The organism is Paragemmobacter amnigenus (assembly GCF_009908265.2).
GTDB lineage: Bacteria > Pseudomonadota > Alphaproteobacteria > Rhodobacterales > Rhodobacteraceae > Paragemmobacter > Paragemmobacter amnigenus.
In genome coordinates, this window is record NZ_JAAATX020000008.1 from 19,944 (window position 1) to 41,992 (window position 22,049).

Below are 22,049 nucleotides of genomic sequence, written 5' to 3' on the forward strand. Positions count from 1 at the left end.
AAGGACGCTTATGACCAAATTCTCCGACCTCGCGCTCGATCCGCGCGTACTTCAGGCCATCGCGGAAGCGGGCTATGAAACCCCCACACCCATTCAGGCACAGGCCATCCCCCACGCGCTGCAAGGGCGCGACGTTCTCGGCATCGCCCAGACCGGCACGGGCAAGACCGCCAGCTTCACGCTGCCGATGATCACCCTTCTGGGACAGGGCCGCGCCCGCGCCCGCATGCCGCGCAGCCTCGTCCTCGCCCCCACCCGCGAACTCGCGGCACAGGTGGCCGAGAATTTCGACATCTACGCCAAGCATACCAAGCTGACCAAGGCCCTCCTGATCGGCGGCGTCTCCTTCGGCGAACAGGACAAGCTGATCGACCGCGGCGTCGACGTGCTGATCGCCACGCCCGGCCGCCTGCTCGACCATTTCGAACGCGGCAAGCTGCTGCTCACCGGCGTGCAGATCATGGTGGTGGACGAAGCCGACCGGATGCTCGACATGGGCTTCATCCCCGACATCGAACGCATCTTCCAACTCACCCCCTTCACCCGCCAGACGCTGTTCTTCTCGGCCACCATGGCGCCCGAGATCGAACGGATCACCAACACCTTCCTGTCCAACCCGGCCAAGATCGAAGTGGCGCGCCAGTCCACCACCTCGGCCACGATCGAACAGAAGCTGATCCAGTTCCAGCCGACGCGGAAAGACCGCTCCTTCACCGAAAAGCGCGCCGTCCTGCGCGCGCTGATCCGCGCCGAAGGCGAAAGCTGCACCAACGCCATCATCTTCTGCAACCGCAAGATGGATGTGGATGTGGTGGCCAAGTCGCTGAAATCCCACGGCTTCAACGCCGCGCCGATCCATGGCGACCTTGACCAGTCGCAGCGGATGCGCACGCTGGACGAATTCCGCGACGGCACGCTGCACCTTCTGGTGGCCTCCGACGTGGCCGCACGGGGCCTGGACATCCCCGCCGTCTCCCACGTCTTCAACTTCGACGTGCCCTCCCACCCCGAGGATTACGTCCACCGCATCGGCCGCACGGGCCGCGCGGGCCGTCAGGGCAAGGCCTTCACCATCGCCGTGCCGAATGACGACAAATACCTCTCGGCCATCGAAAGCCTCGTGAAACAGGCGATCCCGCGCGGCGAATTGCCCGAAGGGCTCGACCTTGCCTCCGAAGGTTCGGACCGCCCGCAGGGTGACCGTGACCGTGGCGGACGCGGCGGTGAACGCGGCGACCGCAACAGCCGCAGCCGCGGGCGCGACCGTGACCGCGACCGCACCCCGCGCGAGGAACGTGCCCCGCGCGAGGAAACCGCAGCCAAGCCGGAGGAAGTGGCAGAAGCCCCCGCCCCCGCGCCCCGCCGCGAGGACCGGCCCCGCCGTGACGACAGCCGCCGTGACGACGACCGTCGCGACGCGCGCCGTGACGAACCCCGCCGCGACGAACGGCGCGAGGATCGCCCCCGCCGCGACGAGGAACGGGCCAGCGAACGGGGCGGCGACCGCCGCGAAAGCCGCGATGACCGCCGCGACCGCTACCGCGACCGCGACGACCGCTCGGGTCCGCCAGTCGTCGGCATGGGCGACCACGTGCCGGATTTCATCCTTCGCAGCTTCAAGATCGCCGAAGCCACAGCCGACGAGATCGAGGACGAACCCGCCACCAGCGGCGCCGAGGGCTGAAGCGCGCCGCCGCACGCATCTGCAGGAAGACCCGTCCCGGGCTTGACCCGGGACCTCCATTCCACCGGCCCGCCCCGTAGGGCGGGGTTCACCCCGCCCCGCACCCCGTAGGGCGGGGTTCACCCCGCCTCACGCCGCCAAACCTTCCGCGATCCCCGCCCAGAGCGCCTCGACCGGCTCCACCCCGATGGACAACCGCAGGAATCCGGGCGCCACCGCATCACCCCAGCGCGCCCGACGCTCGCCCGCTGTGTGGGTAGACCCGAAACTCGTCGTCCGCGCGATGAAGGGGCAGGCCTCCAGAAACCGCTCCGCCTCGGCCTCACCCTCTAGCTCCATCCCGATCAGGAAGCCGAAGCCCCGCGCCTGCCGCGCCATCACCGCATGGGACGGGTCCGTGGCCAGCCCCGGATAGCGCAGCCCGCGCACCCGTGGATGCGCCGCCAGCCGCTCTGCCACCACCTGCGCCGAGGCGCACATCCGCGCCAGCCGCACCTCCAGCGTCTCGATCCCCCGATGCACCAGCCACGCCTCGAAGGCCCCCGGCACCGCGCCGGACAGCTTGCGCCAGTCCCTCACCCGCTGCATCAACCCCTCATCGCGTCCCGCAACATGGCCGAACAGCACATCCGAATGCCCCCCCGGCGCCTTGGTATCCGCCGCCACCACCAGATCCGCCCCAAGGTCCAGCGGCCGCTGCAAGACCGCCGTCAGCGTCGTGTTGTCCACGATCACCACTGCCCCCGCCGCCTTGGCCCGCGCCGCCACCGCCGCGATGTCGCAGACATCCAGCCCCGGATTGGACGGCGTCTCGACATAGACCACCCCCGCGCCGGTGAAATCCGCCTCAGCCATCGCCACGGTCGGCACGTAATCCACCGTCACCCCGAAGGGCCGCAGGAACCCCTCCACGAACAGCCGCACGGTATAATACCCGTCCGAGGGCATCACCACCCGCGTCCCCGCCGTCACGCAGGCAAACAGCGCCGCCGAAATCGCCCCCATACCGGAGGGGAAAGCCACGCAGGGCGCCCCCTCCAGCACGGCCAGTTGCGCCTCCACCTCTTCCCAGGTGGGCATCGACATCCGGCCATACATGAACCCGCCCTGATCCACCCGCGGCAGATGATAGGTCGCGGCACTGACCAGGGGCGGCGTCACCGGATCGCCCTGCCCCAACCGCGCCGAGCGGTGGTGCAGCAGTTCGGCAAAACGGCGGTCGTCATCGTTGCGGATGGTCATGGCGCGGGTCTCCTTTGCGCGGAACCTTCCCCGCAGGGGCGCGGGAATTCAAGCCCGCGCGCAGATTGCCTTATTGCGCGGCGCGAGGGTGGCGGCCGCACCGCGGGGTGGCTGCACGTATACGTGCGGCCGCCCCGTGGGGGCGGTGCGGCCGCCACCCGGGCCATTGGGCCCGGGTGATGACCTGCCGTCGCGCCCATACCCTAAGGATAGGTGACTCCCCCTCACTCCAACCTTGCCGGGAACCCCGCCGCGCGCAGATCCGTCCCCAGCGCATCCTCCAGAAGCTTCACGATCTGCGTCGACTGCGCCGTCCCGCCATAGACGGCCTTCCCCTTCATGAAGGTCTGATTGGTCAGCGAAGCAAGGTCCAAAGGCACCCCGAATTCCTTCCCGAACCCCATCGCAAAGCCCAGATCCTTCAACGCAAGGTCCATCGTGAAGGCGATGTCATAAGACCCGTTCAGGATCAGCTGCCCCTCCGTCTCGTGCACGAAAGACGTCCCCGAGGACGCCGTGATCGCCTCCCACGCCGTCTTGAGGTCCAACCCGCCCCGCTTGGCCAGCATCAGCGCCTCGCCATCCGCCACCAGATGGATAAAGGCCAGCATGTTGGTAATCACCTTGATGATCGCGGCAGACCCCAAAGGCCCCATATGGAAGATGCGCTTCCCGATCACCTGCAGCGCGGGCTTGTGCATCTCGAACAGGTCGGCATCGCCCCCCACCAGAACCGTGATCTCGCCCCGCGCCGCCAGATGCACGCCGCCCGTCACGGGGGCCTCCAGCAACCGCACGCCCCCCGTCCGCGCCAGCCCCGCCAGCCGCAGGATATCCTCGCGCCCCAGCGTCGAATTCTCGATCCACGTCGCGCCGGGCTTCATCGCGGTCAACAGTTGCGCCAGCACCGCCTCCGACACCGCAGGCGACGGCAGACAGGTGAACACATGATCCACCTGCGCCGCCACCTCGGCGGGGGACGCCGCCACCTTGGCCCCCATCGCCCGATGCCGCTCTGCCAGCGCGGGGTCGCGGTCATGCACCACCACCTCATGCCCCGCGCGGATCAGGCTCGCCGCCAGATGCCCGCCCAGATTGCCCAGTCCCACATATCCGTATTTCATGCCCATTCCCGCCTCTTACGCCCCATGCCCCACGATCGCCTTGACCTCGCAGAAGTCATGGATGCCCCAATCGGCATATTCCCGTCCGTTGCCCGACTGCTTGTATCCGCCAAAGGGCGCGAAGGTATCCCAGGCCGGATAGTTCAGGCTGACCTGCCCCGCCCGCAGCCGCCGCGCCACCGCGACCGCCTCCTTCGTCTCGCCCTGCACATAGGCGGCAAGGCCATAGACCGTGTCATTCGCCATCGCCACGGCCTCGTCCACCGTGTCATAGCCGATCACCGACAGGACCGGACCAAATATCTCTTCCCGCGCGATGGTCATGTCATTGGTCACATGGCCGAATACCGTAGGCCGCGCGAACCAGCCGCGATTGACGCCAACGGGACGGCCCACGCCCCCCGTCACCAGCGTCGCCCCCTCGTCGATCCCCTTCTGGATCAGCCCCTGCACCTTGTCGAATTGCAGCTTGGAAATCAGCGGCCCCATCGTCACCGCCGGATCGTTCGGATCGCCCACGACGACCGCCTCTGCCGCCTCCTTCGCCACGGCCAGCGCCTCGTCCATCCGGCCCGCAGGCACGAACATCCGCGTCGGCGCATCGCAGGACTGCCCGGTATTGCCCATGCAGCCCTCGACGCCCCCCCGCACGGCCGCCGCCAGATCGGCGCTCGGCAGGATGATGTTGGCCGACTTGCCCCCCAGCTCCTGCGCCACCCGCTTCACCGTCGGCGCGGCGGCGGTCGCCACTTGCACGCCCGCACGGGTGGACCCGGTAAAGGACACCATGTCCACCTCCGGATGCGACGACATCCGCGCCCCCACCTCCGGCCCTGTTCCGTTGACCATGTTGAACACGCCCGCCGGAACCCCCGCCGCATGGCAGACTTCCGCGAACAGCACGCCTGACAAAGGCGCGATCTCCGACGGCTTCAGCACCATGGTGCAGCCCGCCGCAATCGCAGGCCCGACCTTGCAGGCGATCTGGTTCATCGGCCAGTTCCACGGCGTGATCAGAGCGCAGACCCCGATCCCTTCACGCACCAGCAGGGTATCGCCCCGCATCTCCTCCCAGTGAAATTCCTTCGCCGCCTTGATGGTGCTTTCCAGATGCACCTGCCCCGCCCAGGCCTGCGCCTCGCGCGCCCATGCCATGGGCGCGCCCATCTCGGTCGACATGGCAACCGCGAATTCCTCGTACCGCCTGTTGTATTCGGCAAGAATGGCCTCCAGCAGCGCGATCCGGTCCGCCGCCTTCCAGGTGGTGAACCCGTCAAACGCCGCCCGCGCCGCCGCGATGGCCCGATCCGCATCCGCCACCGACCCCAGCGCCACCTGCGCCACGATCTCCTCGGTCGCGGGGTTCTCCACCCCCATCACGGTCCCGCCCAGCGGCGCCACCCATTCCCCGTTGATGTAGAACTTCGACAGGTTCGCGTAAGTCATTGCATCCTCACCGGAAATAGATGTTGTATTTGGCCCGGATTGCGGCGTCGATCTCGGGATCGACCACGCATCCCGCCTTGGACAGGATGTCATTCTTGCGCCTTATCGCGGTGTCCAGCAACAGGGGTTTCCCGGCCTCGTTCCATTCCTTGGGGCTCATCCGGTTGCCCACCTTGGGATAGACATATTCCGTCTGCATCAGGCTCAGCGTCTGGTCCGACCCCAGATAATGCCCGGGTCCCCCCAGACAGACCTCCTTCATCGCCTCGATCGACGTGGAATCCTCCGTCACATCGATCCCCCGCACCAGCCGCATCGCCTGCCCCAGCAGGTCATCGCCCAGCACCAAGGACTCCAGGCAGAACCCCAGCAGCGAGGCATGCATCCCCACCGCCTCGTAACACATGTTCAACCCCGCCAGCCCCGCCAGCGCATTGGTAATCCCCTGCTCCCATCCCGCCTGCATGTCGGGCAGCTTGCTGTCGGAAATCCCCGACGCCGCCCCCCCGGGCAGGCCATAGAAGCGGTGCATCTGCGCACATCCCGCCGTCAGCAGCGCCTGCTCGGCACTCCCCCCGCTCATCGCCCCCGTCCGCAGGTCCGACACGAAGGGCCACGTCCCGAAAATCGCAGGCGCCCCCTTCTTGATCGCGTTGACGTAGACGACCCCCGCCAGACACTCCGCCACCGCCTGCACGATGGTCAGCGCGATGGGCGCAGGCGCCGTCGCCCCCGCCTGCCCGGCAGAGAGCAGCAGCATCGGCATCCCCCGCCGGATGCAATCCTCCATCGTGATGCAGGATTCCTCGGCAAACTTCATCGGCGGCACGACGAAACAGTTTGAGTTGGAAACGAAGGGCCGCTCCACCCACTTCTCCTCGCCGCCCGCCACCATGTAGAGCATGTCAAAGCAATCCGCGACGTGGCTAGGATCGCTGAAACTCGTCCCCACATGCTTCTTCGTGCCCGAGAGGCAGGCATAAAGCGTGTTCAGGTCCATCTCCCGATTGTCCACCACATCGCGGCAGACCATCGTGCGCTGGTAGAAATGGATGTTGTCCAGATTGTCGACCAACCGCGCCCCATCATACAGGTCCTGCGCGGTCGAATCCCGATAGTCCAGCGTGATCGGGTCCACGATATGCACCGCCGCCCCCGCCGTGCCGAAATGCACGTTGGTCCCCGTCAGATGCAGGTCATGCTTCGGATCGCGCGCATAAAGCGTGATGTCCCGCGCCGCCACCGCCAGCATGTCCTCGACCAGCGCGCGGGGAAACCGCAGCCGCCCGTCATCGCCCTGCACCGCACCGGCGGCGGTCATGATCTCCACCCCCGATTTCGGCGCCTGCGACAGCCCGATCACCTCCAGCGCCTCCAGCGCGCTTTCATGGATCTTCGCCATCCCCGCATCCGTCAGCGGCTTGTACTGCCCCCCGGGCATCCCCCCGCGCACGGGCCGCACATCATCCGCCAAGGGCGCCGCCCGCAGCGCCACACGCGCCGACCGCCCCCCCGACCGCCGCGCCCGCGCCGGTTCACAGACCTCGCCGATATCGCTCATCGCCCGCTCTCCCTGCAAAGGCCCCGCCGGCATCTCCACCACGCAAGCCCTCATTTTCCGTTCAGAAATATCCTCGGGGGGTCCGGGGGGCAGACAGCCCCCCGGGGTATCCACCCGCGCAACGCCTCACATCCGCACCCGCTCCGATTTCGGATCATGCATCGGCACCAGCGACGCCACGGCCCGATGCCGCACCCCCGCCACCTCGATCTCGTAGGTCGACGCCAGAACCTCCGCCTCGCTCTCCCCCGCGCAAGGGACATATCCCATGCCCACCGCCCCGCCCAGGAAATGGCCGTAATTCCCGCTGGTGACCGGCCCCACGATCCGCCCGTCCCGCACGATCGCCTCGTTGTGGAACAGCATGACCGACGGGTCCTCGACGCGGAACTGCACCATCCGGCGGCTCAACCCCGCCTCGGCCTTGCGCAGCACCGCATCCCGCCCGACGAACCCCGCCTTCTTCTTCGACACGGCAAAGCCAAGCCCCGCCTCCAGCACATGGTCCTCGTCGGTGATGTCATGGCCCCAATGCCGGTAGGCTTTCTCGATCCGGCAGGAATCCAGCGTGTGGATACCGCAAAGCGTCAGCCCCAGCCCCGCCCCCGCCTCTTCCAGCGCCTCGAACACATGCGCCGTCTGGTCGGAGGAAACATAAAGCTCCCAGCCCAGCTCGCCCACGTAAGTCACCCGATGCGCGCGGGCCAGCCCCATGCCCACCTCCACCTCGCGCGCCATCCCGAAGGGATGCGCGGCGTTGGAGAAGTCATCGGGGCTCACCGCCGCCATCAGATCGCGCGCCTTCGGCCCCATGATGCACAGCACCGATTCCGCCGCCGTCACATCGGTGATGACCGCGAACTCGTCGGCCAAAGCCCGCCGCAACAACGCCAGATTGCGCTGCAAGGTCGCCCCCGGCACCACCAGCAGATAGGCCGTCTCCGACAGCCGCGTGACGGTCAGGTCCGCCTCGATCCCGCCGCGGTCGTTCAGGAACATCGTATAGACGATCCGCCCCACGGGCACGTCCACCTCTGCCGAACAGACCCGGTTCAGGAAGGCCATGGCATCCCGCCCCTCGACCCTGATCTTCCCGAAGGACGTCATGTCAAAGAACCCGACCCCCTCGCGCACCGCCATATGCTCGGCCTTCTGGTTTGCAAACCAGTTCTGCCCCTTCCAGTCGTACCGATACTCCCGCTCCTGCCCCGGCCGCGCGAACCAGTTCGCCCGCTCCCATCCGGCAACCTCGCCAAACACCGCCCCCCGTGCCTTCAGATGCTCGTGCAGCGGCGTCCGCCGCACCCCCCGGCTCGTCTCCACCTGCCGGAACGGGAAATGATCCGCATACAGCAGCCCCAGCGTCTCGCTCACCCGCTCCTTGAGATAGGCCCTGTTCCGCTGGAACGGCTGCGCCCGCCGGATATCCACCTCCCACAGGTCAAACGGCGGCTCCCCTTCCGTGATCCAGGACGCCAGAGCCATCCCCGCGCCCCCCGACCCCGCGATCCCGACCGAGTTATACCCCGCCGCGATCCAATAGCCCCGCAACTCCGGCGCCTCGCCCAGATAATAGCGGTCGTCGGGCGTGAAACTCTCGGGCCCGTTGAAGAAGGTATGAATCCCCGCCGTCTGGAACAGCGGCATCCGGTCCATCGCCTTTTCAAGGATCGGCTGGAAATGGTCCCAATCCTCGGGCAGCGTGTCGAACATGAAATCCTCGCGGATGCCCCCCATGCCCCAGGGCTTGGCCTTGGGTTCAAAGGCCCCGATCATCATCTTGCCCGCGTCCGATTTGTAATAGGCACATTCATCCGGCACCCGCAGCACCGGCAGATGGCCCAAACCCTCCACAGGTTCGGTGATCAGATAGAAATGCTCGCAGGCATGCAGCGGCAGCGTAACGCCAGATTGCGCCGCCAGATCGCGCCCCCACATCCCCCCGCAATTCACCACCACATCGGCGGCGATGAAGCCCGGCTCGCCCTCCGCACTCACATAATCGACGCCCGTCACGCGGCCCCCCGCCTGACGCACCCCCGTGACCTTGGTATGCTCGAAAATCTGCGCGCCCCGCATCCGCGCACCCTTGGCCAGCGCCATGGCGATATTCGCGGGATCGCACTGCCCGTCCAGCGGCAGATGCACCGCCCCCACCACGTCCGCCACATTCAGATGCGGATACATCTCCTTCACCTGAGCGGGCGAAATCTCCGCCACATCCACGCCAAAGATGCGCGCCACGGTGGCCTGCCGCAGCAACTCCTCCCGCCGATGCTCGGTCAGTGCCACCGAAATGCTGCCCACCTGACGCATCCCCGTCGCAACGCCCGTCTCCGCCTCCAGCTTCACATACAGATCAGCCGAATACTTCGCGAGCCGCGTCATGTTGGCCGACCCGCGCAACTGCCCGATCAGCCCCGCCGCATGCCAGGTGGTGCCCGAAGTCAGCTGCTTCCTCTCCAGCAGCACGACATCCGTCCATCCGGCCTTGGCCAGATGATAGGCCACCGAACAGCCCGACACGCCCCCCCCGATGACAACCGCCCGCGCCCGCTCCGGAACCTGACCCACGACCCTCTCCATTTTCCGTCTTCAAATATCCTGCGGGGGGTCCGGGGGGCGCAAAGCCCCCCGGTCCCTCCGCCCGTCACGCGCGCAACCGCTCGTTCTTCGCATCCCACAGCGGCGCGTCCTCGCAGACCACGGCCCGGCACCGCTCGCCAAAGACCTCCACCTCGACCACCGTCCCCGGCACCGCCAGATCGGCCCGCAGCATCCCCAGCGCGACCACCTTGCCCACCCGATGCCCGAAATAGCCCGACGTCGTCTCGCCCACGACCGCACCGTCATGCCACAGCGTGGACATGTAAGGCGGATCACACTCCCCCGCCTCCACGGTCAGCGTGACGAACCGCTTTGCGACCCCCCTCTGCCGCTCCGCCTCCAGCGCCGCCTTGCCGCGGAAGTCAGGCTTCGACCAATCCACGAACCGCTCCAGCCCGCCCTGCAGCACGGTGTAGTCGGTCGAAAGGTCCCCCTTCCACGCCCGATACCCCTTCTCCACCCGCAGGGAATTCAGCGCGAACATGCCAAAGGGCCGCAGGCCCAGGGGCCGCCCCGCCGCCATCACCGCATCGAACACAGCCGGCGTATCCGGCACGCGCGAATGGATTTCCCAGCCCAACTCACCCGCGAAACTCACCCGCATCAGCAGGACGGACCGCCCCGCAATCCGCCCCTCGGACCAGGTCAGCCAAGGCTTGCCCAGATCGGCCTCGCACCCCGCCGCCACCAGCACCTCCCGCGCCAGTGGCCCCGTCAAAATCTGCGTGGACCAGCCGTCCGTCTCGTCCACCAGCGTCAATCCATCCGGCAGGGTGGACAACAGCCACTCCTTGTCATGCATCTGCGCGGTGGCCGCCGTGATCAGCAGCACCTCATCCTCGGCGATCCGCGCCACCGACATCTCGGTGACGATCCGCCCCTTGCCATCCGCGAAATAGGCCAGCCCCAGCCGCCCCACGGCGGGCACCTTCCCCGTGATCTGCGCCGACAGCCATGCCACCGCGCCCGCCCCCGTCACGCGGAACCGCGAAAATCCGGGCAGGTCCAATATCCCGCAGGCATCCCGCACCGCGAGGCACTCCTCGCGCACCGCCCCGAACCACGGGCCTTCCCGCTCCCACGTCCGCTGCGCCGCCTCGCTGGTATCGTCGCCCTCGCGCGCATACCACAGCGCCCGCTCCCAGCCATTGTACGGCCCGAACTGCGCCCCCAGCGCCGCCACGCGGTCATGCACCGCCGACAGCTTTTTCCCCCGTCCCACGGGCCAGACGTGATGCGGGAAATGGATGGCATATTCGTGCCCGTAGACCTCCATCCCCTTTTCCACGCAGTATTGCGGGTCCTCGAACCCGGTGAACCGGCGCGGATCGCAGGACCACATGTCCCATTCCGTCGCCCCCTCCGTCACCCATTCCGCCAGAACCTTGCCCGCGCCCCCCGCCTGACAGATGCCGAAGGTGAAGACGCAAGCCTCGAACGCATTGGGCACACCGGGCATAGGCCCGATCAACGGGTTCCCGTCAGGGGTATAAGGAATGGGCCCGTTGATGACCTTCGTCAGATTGGCCTGCCCCAGCAGCGGCACCCGCGCCATGGCATCATTGATATGCCATTCCAACCGCTCCAGATCGTCGGGGAACAGCTGGAAGGAAAAATCCTCCGGCATCGGATCGTCAGGGCTGGCCCAATGCGCGCGGCAGGGGTTCTCGTAAGGCCCCAGATTGAAGCCATATTTCTCCTGCCGCAGGTAATAGGACGAATCCACATCCCGCAGGAGCGGCAGCTTGTGCCCCACCCCCTTGGACCAGCTTTCCAGCTCGGGGATCGTATCGAACAGCAGATATTGATGGCTCATCACCATCATCGGCAGATCGCGCCCGAACATCTTCGCCACTTCGCGCGCATAATATCCGGCGGCATTCACCACGATCTCGCAGCGGATCTCGCCCTTGGGCGTCTCCACGACCCACTCATCCCCCTCGCGTCGCACGCCGGTCGCCGGACAGAACCGCTCGATCCGCGCCCCCATCTGGCGCGCGCCCTTGGCCAGCGCCTGCGTCAACTGCGCGGGATCGATATCCCCGTCATAAGGGTCATACAAAGCCCCCGCCAGATCATGCGTCTCAAGGAAGGGATAGCGCGACCGGATCTCGTCAGGCGACAGGATATCCAGATCCATCCCCTGATACCGCCCCATCCCGACGACGCGCTTGAACTCCTGCAACCGCTCGCGGCTGTGGCCCAACCGGACCGATCCGGTCACATGGTAATTCATCGGATAATCGACGGCCTCGCCCAAGCCCCGATACAGCTGCGCCGAATAGCGCTGCATGTTCATGATCGACCAACTGCTGGAAAACGTCGGCACATTCCCCGCCGCGTGCCATGTGGACCCTGCGGTCAGCTCGTTCTTTTCCAAGAGGACGCAATCCGTCCATCCGGCCTTCGCCAGATGATACAGCGACGACGCCCCCACCGCGCCCCCGCCAATGATCACCACCCGCGCGCTCGTGGGAAAATCCGCCATCACATCCTCCGCCGTCCCGTCTTCCGCGCGGCAGGATGACAGCCAATCCCCGCCCTTTCAATTCGCCCTCGACCCGCCTATTGATCGGAAAACCCGATCAGGCCGCAGATGCAGACCGAACTCCTCGACACCTTCCTCGACCTCGTCGAAACCCGCAGCTTCAACCGCAGCGCGGAACGGCTGGGCATCACCCAATCCACCGTCTCGGCCCGCATCGCGGCGCTGGAACAGGCGCTGGGGTCCAAACTCTTCACCCGCTCCCGCGCCGGAACCGACCTCACCACCGAAGGCAAACGCTTCGAACCCCATGCCCGCGCCCTGCGCCACGAATGGCACGAGGCGCGGCGCCGCATACAGGTACCCGACCGCGCCGCCCACCTGATCCGCCTCGGCATCCAGAACGACCTTGCGGCGCAGCATATCGGCGAATGGATCGCCGATTTCCGCCGCGCGCTCCCCGACACGGCCTTCTACATCGAACCCGACTATTCCAACCAGATGTGCGCCGATGTGCTGACCGGCATCCTCGACTTTGCCGTGATGTATTCCCCCAAACCCCACCCCGACCTGCACTTCTCGGAACTGGGCGAAGTCACCTACCGCATGGTCAGCACCGACACCGACCGCAGGGCCGAGGTGGACCCCCAGACCTTCATCTTCGCCCATTTCTCGCCCATGTTCGAAACCATGCACCGCGAGCTGACACCCGAATTCGCCTCCGCCCCCGTCTCGGTGGGCCAAAGCGCTACGGTGGCCTCGCTCCTCACCGCGATGGGCGGGGCGGGCTATGTGCTGGAACGCACCGCCACCCAGATGCTCGCCACCGGCCGCTTCCGCGAGGTGACCGACGCCCCCGTCCTGCGCCAGCCCGTCTATGCCGCGACCCACCTGCGCCACCGCACGACGCCGCTCCACCGGAAACTCCACCGCATCGTGCAGCGCCGCCTGACGGGCCGCTGACCCCGCCGCGACTCAAATTTCTTCGAAGATTTTTGCCTTGCCCGAACCCTACCCGACCGCCCTCTGCGTGCTGACACACTGCGGTACAGAATGCGGCACAAGATGCGGCACAGCCCTAAACCATCGTCCGTAGCCGATACCCCGGCCCGTGCAGCAGCCGCACAAAGGTGATCGGCGCCTCCGCCGTCCATGTCACCCGCTCGGTCACAAAGACCGGATCGCCCGCCGAAATCCCCAGCGCCGCCGCCTCCGCCCCGCTCGCCGCCTCGGCGGAAAAGGCAATGTCCCCCGTGGCATAGGCGACATTCTGCACCAGCCATTCATTGGCACTCGTCACGGAAAAATCCGGTACCGCGCCCCCCGGCAGCACCCCGACATTCAACCACCGCACCTCATGCGCAAAGGGCCGCCCCCCCGCCAGATGCAGCGTCTCGAGGAAAAGCATCCCCACCCCCACCGGCACCCCCATCCGCAAGGCAACGGCCAGCGGCACCCCCTCCATCCGGCTCTCCAGCACGCGATGGGCATAGACCTCCCCCCGCGCCTCAACCTCTTGGCGGATAATGGAAATCTCCAGCGTCGCCTTGCGCACGGGCAAAAGCGCCACCCGCGTCCCCGCCTTCCTGCGCCGTTCCAGCAAGCCCGCCTCGGCCAGTTCCCGCAGCGCGCGGTTCACCGTCGCCCGCGCCACGCCGAACTCCACCGCCAGCGCCTCCTCGCCCGGAATGACGGCCCCCGGCACCCATTCCCGCGCGCGGATGCGGCGCAGGACCTCGGCCCGCACCTCCTCCCAGCCGCCCATCACATCCGCTCCCGCAGAGCCGCCATCACCGCGCGGAACCGCCGCTCCACCCCCTCGCGCGCCACATGCCGCCCCCCCGTCACCACATGCCGCCCCGCCGACCAGACCTCGGCCACCAGCCCGTCATTCCCTGCAAAAACAAAGGCATCCAGCACCTCGTCCCCCTCGCGCCCGTCCAGATGGACCGACCCCATATCCAGCGCGACAAGATCCGCCACCGCCCCCACCGCAATCGCGCCCGAAGCCCGCCCCGCCGCCTGCGCCCCGCCTGCAACCGCGCCGTCCCACAGCACCCGCCCCGTGGACCGCGCGCCATCCGCCAGCATCGCCCGCCCCCGATCCCGCAGACGCTGCGAATATTCGAACAGCCGCAATTCCTCGGCCAGCGAGATGCGCACATTGCTGTCCGACCCCACGCCCCAACGCCCGCCTGCCCCCAGAAACCGCACCCCGTCGAATATGCCATCCCCTAGATTGGCCTCGGTGATCGGGCACAGCCCCGCCACCGCCCCCGACCGCGCCAGCGCGACCGTCTCGCCTGCCGTCATCTGCGTGCAATGGATCGGACACCACCGCCCATCCACCGCGAAATTGTCCAAAAGCCACTCCACCGGCCGCGCGCCATAGGCCGCCGAAACCTCTTCGACTTCAGCCACTTGTTCGGCCACATGAATGTGGATCGGCGCCACCGGCGCGATCCCCTCCGCCATCCGCAACCCCGCCGGATCGACCGCCCGCAACGAATGCGGCGCAACCCCCGTCACCCCGTCGGGCAGCTGACGCACCGCCGCCGCCGCCCCCTCCCACAACCGCGCGAACCGCTCCACATCATTGCCGAACCGCATCTGGCCGGATGTCAGCGCCCGCCCGTCACAGCCCCCGCGCTGATACAGCACCGGCAGCAGCGTCAGGCCAAAGCCCGTCTCTTCCGCCGCATTGACGATCCGTTCAGACATTTCCGCGATATTGGCATAGGGCGCGCCCGCGGGCTGATGATGCAGATAATGGAACTCCGCCACGGCGGCGTAACCGGCCTCTGCCATCTCCACCATCACATGCGCGGCGATCGCCTCCACATCCTCGGGCGTCAACCGGTCGAGGAAGCGATACATCAACGACCGCCACGTCCAGAAACTGTCCTGCCCCGCGCTGCGCCGCTCCGTCATCCCCGCCATCGCGCGCTGGAACATGTGGGAATGCAGGTTCACAGGCGCAGGTAGCAGGCAGCCCACCCGCTGCGTCCCCGCCGCAGGCCCGCCGGAACCGGCCGTCGCCGCGACGATCCGCCCGCCCTCGACCCGGACGCCCACATCCCGCGCCCACCCCTCCGGCAGCAACGCCCGTTCCGCATGGATCAGCATGGTCCCTCGCTTGACTTCGCCCATTATGTATAGACATAATAACGCAACGCGCAGACATAAGGCAAGCAAAGATGGCGATTCTCCTCACCGGAATCACGGCGGCCACGATGCGGGGCGGCTACGGCCTGATCCCCGACGCCGCCCTCCTGGTCGAGGGCGACACCATCGTCTGGCTCGGCCCCCGCACCGACGCGCCCAAGGCCGAAACACTTGATTTCCCAGGAAAACTCCTCACCCCCGGCCTGATCGACGCGCACACCCACCTCGTCTTCGCCGGCAACCGCGCCGCCGAATTCGAACTCCGCCTGCAAGGCGCGAGCTACGAGGAAATCGCGCGTCGGGGCGGCGGCATCCTCTCCACCGTCACCGCCACCCGCGCGGCAACCGAAGACGACCTCGTCACCCAATCCCTCCCCCGCCTCGACGCGATGATCGCGGCGGGCACCACCACGGTCGAGATCAAATCCGGCTACGGCCTCACCATCGCGGACGAACTGAAAATGCTCCGCGCCGCCCGCCGCCTTTCCGCGCTGCGCCCCGTCACGATCACCACCACCCACCTCGCCGCCCATGCCATCCCGCCAGAATACAAGGGCCGCCCCGACACCTATATCGAAGAGGTGGCCATCCCCTCCCTCCGCGCGGCCCATGCCGAAGGGTTGATCGACGCCGTCGACGCCTTCTGCGAAACCATCGCCTTCACCCCCGCGCAGGTCGACCGCCTGTTCACCGCCGCCCGCGCCCTTGGCCTGCGGGTGAAACTCCACGCCGAACAGCTCTCCGACCAAGGCGGCGCGCAACTCGCCGCCCGCCACGCGGCGCTGTCGGCCGACCACCTCGAACACCTCTCGCCCGAAGGGGTGGCCGACATGGCCCGTGCGGGCACCGTCGCCACCATCCTGCCCGGCGCCTTCTACACGCTGCGCGACACCCAACCGCCCCCAATCGCCGCCCTGCGCGCCGCGGGCGTGCCCATGGCCGTTGCCACCGATTGCAACCCGGGATCGTCGCCCATGACCTCGCTGCCCTTGGCCATGAACATGGCCTGCACCCTCTTCCGCATGACGCCGGAAGAGGCGCTCTTGGGCGCCACCGCCCATGCCGCCCGCGCCCTCGGCCTGACCGACCGCGGCACCCTCGCCGTGGGCCAGCGCGCTGACCTCGCCCTCTGGAACCTCACGCATCCGGCGGAACTCAGCTATCGCATCGGCGCAGAGGCCTTGCACAAATCTATCATCGGAGGCCGCCTTGACGCCTGAAATCCTGACGCCAGCGGCGGTCACACTTGCACAAATCGAACATATCTACCGCAACGAGCTGCCGGTAAAACTCCACCCCTCCGCCCGCGCAGGCGTGGATGCCGCAGCCGCGCAGATCGCCGCCGCCGCCGCGGGCGACACTGCCGTCTACGGCGTCAACACGGGCTTCGGCAAACTCGCCTCGCTCAAGATCGCGGCCAAGGACACCGCCACGCTGCAAAGCAACCTGATCCTGTCGCATTGTTGCGGCGTGGGCGACCCCATGCCCCGCAACGTCGCCCGCCTGATGATGGCCCTGAAACTCCTCTCGCTCGGCCGCGGCGCCTCGGGCGTCAGGTGGGAGATCGTGGCCCAGATCGAGTCGCTGCTGGACCACGGCATCACCCCCGTCATCCCCGCCCAGGGCTCCGTCGGCGCCTCGGGCGACCTTGCCCCCCTCGCCCACATGACCGCCGTGATGATCGGCGCGGGCGAGGCCGAGGTGGACGGACGCATCCTCCCCGCCCGCGACGCCCTCGCGCTCAAGGGCCTCACCCCTGTCACCCTTGGCCCCAAGGAAGGGCTCGCGCTCATCAACGGCACCCAATTTTCCACCGCCTATGCCCTCGCGGGCCTCTTCGACGCATGGCGCAATGCGCAATCCGCCCTCGTCATCTCGGCCCTCTCCACCGACGCGATCATGGGCAGCACCGCCCCCCTCCACCCGCAAATCCACGCCTTGCGCGGCCATGCGGGCCAGATCGAGGCTGCCGCCACGCTCCGCGCGCTGCTGGACGGCTCGCCCATCCGCGAAAGCCACCGCGAGGGCGACACCCGCGTGCAAGACCCCTACTGCATCCGCTGCCAACCGCAGGTCACGGGTGCCACGATGGACATCCTGCGTCAGGCCGCAACCACGCTGGAAATCGAGGCCAACGCCGCCACCGACAACCCGCTGGTGCTGGCCGACGGGCAGATCGTCTCGGGCGGCAATTTCCACGCCGAACCCGTGGGCTTCGCCGCCGACATGATCGCGCTCGCGATCAGCGAGATCGGCGCCATCGCCCAGCGCCGCGTCGCGCTGATGGTGGATCCCACCCTCTCCTTCGACCTGCCGCCCTTCCTGACCCCGAACCCCGGCCTCAACTCCGGCCTGATGATCGCCGAAGTCACCACGGCGGCACTGATGAGCGAGAACAAACACCTCGCCCATCCCACCGTCACCGACTCCACCCCCACAAGCGCCAACCAAGAGGACCACGTCAGCATGGCCGCCCACGGCGCCCGCCGCCTTCGCCAGATGAACGCCAACCTCTCCCGCATCCTCGGGGTCGAGGCGCTCTGCGCCGCGCAAGGCATCGAATTCCGCGCGCCGCTGAAAACCTCTGCCCCCCTGCAACGCACCATCGCCCGCCTGCGCGCCGAAGTGGCCACGCTGGGCGAAGACCGCTACCTCGCCCCCGACCTTGAAACCGCCGCCCGCCTCGTCGCCACCGGCGACCTCGCACAGGCCGCGGGCATCCCGCTTCCCACGCTCTGAAGGGCAACCCCATGAACAAGCGTCACAATCTCCGCGACATCTTCCCCCCCACCGGCCCCGAGATCACCGCCAAAAGCTGGCTGACAGAGGCGCCGATGCGGATGCTGATGAACAACCTGCATCCCGACGTGGCCGAAAACCCCCACGAACTGGTGGTCTATGGCGGCATCGGGCGGGCGGCGAGAACGTGGGAGGATTTCGACCGCATCGTCGCCACGCTGAAAACGCTGAACGACGACGAAACCCTGCTGGTGCAATCGGGCAAACCGGTGGGCGTCTTCCGCACCCACAAGGACGCCCCCCGCGTCCTGATCGCCAATTCGAACCTCGTCCCCCACTGGGCGACTTGGGATCATTTCAACGAGTTGGACAAGCGCGGGCTGGCCATGTACGGCCAGATGACCGCCGGATCCTGGATCTACATCGGCACCCAGGGCATCGTCCAGGGCACCTATGAAACCTTCGCCGAAGCGGGCCGCCAGCATTACGGCGGCGATCTCAAGGGCCGCTGGATCCTGACCGGCGGCCTTGGCGGCATGGGCGGCGCGCAGCCGCTGGCTGCCGTCATGGCCGGCGCCTGCTGCCTTGCGGTCGAGGTGGACGAAACCCGCATCGATTTCCGCATCCGCACCCGCTATCTCGACGCCAAGGCGCAGACGTTGGACGAAGCCCTCGCCCTCATCGCCGACTGGACCGCGAAGGGAGAGGCCAAATCCGTGGGCCTTCTTGGCAATGCCGCCGAGATCTTCCCCGAACTCGTCGCTCGCATGAAACAGGGCGGGCCAAGACCGGACATCGTCACCGACCAGACCTCGGCCCACGATCCGCTGCACGGCTATTGCCCCGCAGGCTGGACCACCGCCGAATGGCGCGCAAAACAGGAAACCGCCCCGAAAGAGGTGGAAAAGGCTGCACGCGCCTCCATGCGCGCCCATGTCGCCGCGATGGTGGATTTCTGGAACGCGGGCGTCCCCACGCTCGACTACGGCAACAACATCCGGCAGGTCGCGCAGGACGAAGGGCTGGAAAACGCCTTCGCCTTCCCGGGCTTCGTCCCCGCCTATATCCGCCCCCTCTTCTGCAAGGGGATCGGCCCCTTCCGCTGGTGCGCCCTCTCCGGCGACCCCGAAGACATCTACGCCACCGACCGCGCGATGAAGCGGCTCTTCCCCGACAACGCCCATCTCCACCGCTGGCTCGACATGGCGCAGGACCGCATCGCGTTTCAGGGCCTGCCCGCCCGCATCTGCTGGATCGGCCTCGGTGACCGCCACCGCGCGGGGCTGATGTTCAACGAGATGGTGAAATCGGGCGAGCTGAAAGCCCCCGTCGTGATCGGCCGCGACCACCTCGATTCAGGCTCCGTCGCCTCGCCCAACCGCGAGACGGAGGCGATGAAGGACGGCTCCGACGCCGTTTCGGACTGGCCGCTGCTGAATGCGCTCCTCAACACCGCCTCCGGCGCGACATGGGTATCGCTGCATCACGGCGGCGGGGTGGGCATGGGGTTCAGCCAGCATTCCGGCATGGTCATCGTGGCAGACGGCACCGAAGACGCAGCGCGACGCCTGTCGAACGTGCTCTGGAACGACCCCGCCACGGGCGTCATGCGCCATGCCGATGCAGGCTATGACATCGCGCTGGATCATGCCCGCGCCATGGACCTGCGCCTGCCCGGCATCCTCGGGAACTGAGGGGCAAGGTTTTTCTGGCGAAAAAACCTGGAGCGATCCTTCTCGCGAAGGATCGCTCCACCCCGGCTGCCATCAGGCGCAACCCGAAGTTTCGCCAGAAACTTCGCCCCGAAAAATCTTCGCCAGAAGATTTTTCACCCCAGCCGCGGATTGCCCTCCTCAACATCCCGCCAGAACGGGTTTGACCATGCGCGCTTGCCCGCCGCGTCGATCACCGTCACCCGCAGCCACGGGCTGTTCAAAAGCCGCGCCAAGGGCACCTCGGTCCGCGTCATGGAATGCCCGTGCACCCCCTTCGCCCCCGTCCCCCAGCCCTGCACGATGACCGACGCCACGGCAGAGCTTTCCACCACAACCCTGTCCCCCTCGATCCGCACATCGCGCAATTCGGGGCCTTGCGAGGAATAGAAATCCCCCCGCTTCAGCGCCGCCAGCAGCGCGTCCGGCTCGTTCGCCTCGGCTTTCACCATCACCCAGCCGCCGAAATGGTCCGGCTCCGAGAAATGCGCGTCATCCGTCGCGATCATGGTCAGCTTGCGCCCCTCGGTCAGCAGCAGGTCCGCGATGGCGAATCCGTCCGGCCGGTCGCAGCCCGTGGCGCAGCCGTGGTTATAGACCTCCACCGCATGGGCCGCCGTTACCGCCCGCGCATCCTCCAGCGTCAGGCCTGACCATTGCGGATGGGCGATGGCGACAAAGGCCCCCGCCGCAACCGCCCGTGCCGCGATCTCGGCCGCCGTCTCCTGATCCTTGCGCGGCACGAAATCGGGGCTGTTGGACGGCGCGAAATCCGCAGGCAGCCCCACGGCAAGGATATGCCACAGCTCGCCATTCGCCATGGCGCCAGAGTGCAGCTCCGCCCCAAGGATCGTCGTGAAGCCCTCGGTCCGGTAGGGCACCGTGTCCACGATCGGATAGCCCCACATCCCGACGAAATGATCCGTCAGGGCAAGGAAATCATAGCCCTCCGCCCGGTAGCGGCGGCACACCTCCTCGGGAGACAGCACGCCGTCCGACCGCGTCGAATGGGTGTGGATGTTGCCGCGCCAGAAACGGCCGGTGGCGGTAAAGGCGGAAAGCGGTCGCGTCATCATGCAGTCCTACGCAGTGAGTCCCCCGAAACCCTAGCGCAGCGCCGGATGCCGCGCAGCATCATCCGCGACATTGCCACCGGCCCGCCATTGCCCTTTCGGCCCGAACCATTATGTCCTGCGCCACGACGCCGGAACCTTCACGCGGATCGGCGGCCACATGGCGGGATCACGGGGCGCAAGACCCCGCCGCGCATATCAGGACAGGCACAGAGATGAACCAGAGCACCACCCTCGACATCCGGCCGGGCGCCGACCAGACCCGCGCCTTCCGCGATGCGCTGGGGCGCTTTGCCACCGGTGTGACCGTGGTCACCTGCGCCTCGGCCGCAGGGCCGGTGGGCATCACCGCCAACAGCTTCACCTCCGTCTCGCTGGACCCGCCGCTCGTACTCTGGTCCATCGCGCGCAGTTCCTCGCGCTTTGCCGCCTTCGCCTCGGCACCGGCCTTCGCCATCCATGTTCTGGGGGTGGAAGAACGCGACCTCGCCGCCCGCTTCACCCGCGGCGGCGCGGGCTTCGACGGGCTGGACTGGTCCTTCGATGCGGCGGGCACACCGGTCATCGCGGGCACCCTTGCCCGCTTCGACTGCCGCCTTCATGCGGCCCATGACGGCGGCGACCACCTGATCCTGATCGGTGCCGTCGGCACGGCCAGCCTGCGCGAGGGCGCACCGCTGGTCTTTGCGCAGGGCCATTTCGGCCAATTTGCCCGCTAGCCCCCTTCCAAACCGGCGGACAAACCACCATCTAGGGCAAAATGCGCGCAACGGCGGACCGCTGTCGTCCTTGCCGTCGCGCAGGGCCCCGAAACGTGCTAGACCCGCACCGACGCAGAAGGAGTAGCCGATGCAGATGCATGTGCCGCAGAGCGACGCCGTCGCGGACCGGACCGAGGGCTGCGCCCATCTCGCCGTGGGCGAGATGACGGATCGGGCAACCGCCGCCGCGGGCTTCCTCAAGGCCCTCTCACATGAAGGGCGGCTGATGATCCTGTGCCACCTCTCCTCGGGCGAGAAGTCGGTGACCGAACTCGAACGCCTGCTCGACCAGCGTCAGGCTGCCGTCAGCCAGCAGCTTGCCCGCCTGCGCCTCGAAGGGCTCGTCGCCTGCCGCCGCGACGGCAAGGCGATCTACTATTCCATCCAGGACCCCAAGGTCAGCCGCACCATCGCCCTCGTCTACGACATGTTCTGCCGCGAGGCGTGATC

16 protein-coding genes are annotated in these 22,049 nt (G+C 67.5%); 7 read left to right on the forward strand and 9 right to left on the reverse strand.

The features are described from left to right. The first annotated feature begins 10 nt into the window (after positions 1 to 10). Positions 11 to 1,684 (forward strand): DEAD/DEAH box helicase, encoded by a 1,674-nt coding sequence (locus GU927_RS12120; protein ID WP_161762716.1) that lies wholly within the window; start codon positions 11 to 13, stop codon positions 1,682 to 1,684. A 129-nt stretch (positions 1,685 to 1,813) separates the two neighbouring features. Here GU927_RS12120 and GU927_RS12125 read toward each other — a convergent pair whose 3' ends face one another. The 6 genes from GU927_RS12125 to GU927_RS12150 form a co-directional block, all read right to left on the reverse strand. Beyond that, positions 1,814 to 2,926 carry a cystathionine gamma-lyase gene (locus tag GU927_RS12125; RefSeq protein ID WP_161762717.1) on the reverse strand — a complete coding sequence of 371 codons (1,113 nt, stop codon included), beginning with the start codon at positions 2,924 to 2,926 and terminating at the stop codon, positions 1,814 to 1,816. Between the two features lie 224 nt (positions 2,927 to 3,150). Beyond that, positions 3,151 to 4,050 carry an NAD(P)-dependent oxidoreductase gene (locus tag GU927_RS12130; RefSeq protein WP_161762718.1) on the reverse strand — a complete coding sequence of 300 codons (900 nt, stop codon included), beginning with the start codon at positions 4,048 to 4,050 and terminating at the stop codon, positions 3,151 to 3,153. A gap of 15 nt (positions 4,051 to 4,065) precedes the next feature. After that, complete coding sequence (locus tag GU927_RS12135; RefSeq protein WP_161762719.1) at positions 4,066 to 5,496, reverse strand: aldehyde dehydrogenase family protein; 1,431 nt, start codon at positions 5,494 to 5,496, stop codon at positions 4,066 to 4,068. Positions 5,497 to 5,503: 7 nt separating this feature from the next. Next, the gene (locus GU927_RS12140) at positions 5,504 to 7,057 is read right to left on the reverse strand and encodes a trimethylamine methyltransferase family protein (protein ID WP_161762720.1); all 1,554 of its coding nucleotides are present in this window, start codon (positions 7,055 to 7,057) and stop codon (positions 5,504 to 5,506) included. Between the two features lie 126 nt (positions 7,058 to 7,183). Beyond that, on the reverse strand, positions 7,184 to 9,631 hold the full coding sequence (locus GU927_RS12145) for a GcvT family protein (RefSeq protein ID WP_217765616.1): 2,448 nt from the start codon (positions 9,629 to 9,631) through the stop codon (positions 7,184 to 7,186). 76 nt (positions 9,632 to 9,707) lie between these two features. Continuing rightward, positions 9,708 to 12,152, reverse strand: coding sequence for a GcvT family protein (locus GU927_RS12150; protein WP_161762722.1), 2,445 nt, complete (start codon positions 12,150 to 12,152; stop codon positions 9,708 to 9,710). A 108-nt stretch (positions 12,153 to 12,260) separates the two neighbouring features. Here GU927_RS12150 and GU927_RS12155 point away from each other — a divergent pair, with 108 nt between their 5' ends. Continuing rightward, positions 12,261 to 13,112, forward strand: coding sequence for a LysR family transcriptional regulator (locus tag GU927_RS12155; protein ID WP_161762723.1), 852 nt, complete (start codon positions 12,261 to 12,263; stop codon positions 13,110 to 13,112). A 115-nt stretch (positions 13,113 to 13,227) separates the two neighbouring features. Here GU927_RS12155 and GU927_RS12160 read toward each other — a convergent pair whose 3' ends face one another. Together GU927_RS12160 and GU927_RS12165 are read right to left on the reverse strand one after the other, a co-directional pair. After that, positions 13,228 to 13,914, reverse strand: coding sequence for a GntR family transcriptional regulator (locus GU927_RS12160; protein WP_161762724.1), 687 nt, complete (start codon positions 13,912 to 13,914; stop codon positions 13,228 to 13,230). Beyond that, entirely contained in the window at positions 13,914 to 15,275 is a 1,362-nt protein-coding gene (locus GU927_RS12165; protein ID WP_161762725.1) for a formimidoylglutamate deiminase, read from the reverse strand. The genes GU927_RS12160 and GU927_RS12165 overlap by 1 nt, the downstream gene beginning before the upstream one ends. 71 nt (positions 15,276 to 15,346) lie before the next feature. On the opposite strand from GU927_RS12165, the gene hutI reads away from it, so the two are divergent. Genes hutI through hutU form a run of 3 tightly spaced genes read left to right on the forward strand, consistent with a single transcriptional unit; the run spans position 15,347 to position 19,747 of the window. Next, positions 15,347 to 16,534: an imidazolonepropionase gene (hutI, locus tag GU927_RS12170; RefSeq protein ID WP_161762726.1), complete on the forward strand. Its 1,188-nt coding sequence runs from the start codon at positions 15,347 to 15,349 to the stop codon at positions 16,532 to 16,534. Then, positions 16,524 to 18,053, forward strand: coding sequence for a histidine ammonia-lyase (gene hutH / locus GU927_RS12175; RefSeq protein WP_161762727.1), 1,530 nt, complete (start codon positions 16,524 to 16,526; stop codon positions 18,051 to 18,053). The genes hutI and hutH overlap by 11 nt, the downstream gene beginning before the upstream one ends. 11 nt (positions 18,054 to 18,064) lie before the next feature. Continuing rightward, positions 18,065 to 19,747 (forward strand): urocanate hydratase, encoded by a 1,683-nt coding sequence (gene hutU, locus GU927_RS12180; protein WP_161762728.1) that lies wholly within the window; start codon positions 18,065 to 18,067, stop codon positions 19,745 to 19,747. Between the two features lie 134 nt (positions 19,748 to 19,881). On the opposite strand, the gene GU927_RS12185 is transcribed toward hutU, so the two are convergent. Beyond that, positions 19,882 to 20,838, reverse strand: a complete 957-nt coding sequence (locus GU927_RS12185; RefSeq protein ID WP_161762729.1) for a CehA/McbA family metallohydrolase — start codon at positions 20,836 to 20,838, stop codon at positions 19,882 to 19,884. 215 nt (positions 20,839 to 21,053) lie between these two features. Between GU927_RS12185 and GU927_RS12190 the strand changes: the two genes are divergently transcribed. Together GU927_RS12190 and GU927_RS12195 are read left to right on the forward strand one after the other, a co-directional pair. After that, on the forward strand, positions 21,054 to 21,557 hold the full coding sequence (locus tag GU927_RS12190; protein WP_161762730.1) for a flavin reductase family protein: 504 nt from the start codon (positions 21,054 to 21,056) through the stop codon (positions 21,555 to 21,557). 136 nt (positions 21,558 to 21,693) lie between these two features. Beyond that, a complete protein-coding gene (locus GU927_RS12195) occupies positions 21,694 to 22,047 on the forward strand; it encodes an ArsR/SmtB family transcription factor (RefSeq protein ID WP_394357674.1) in 354 nt (117 codons plus the stop codon). Positions 22,048 to 22,049: the final 2 nt, after the last annotated feature.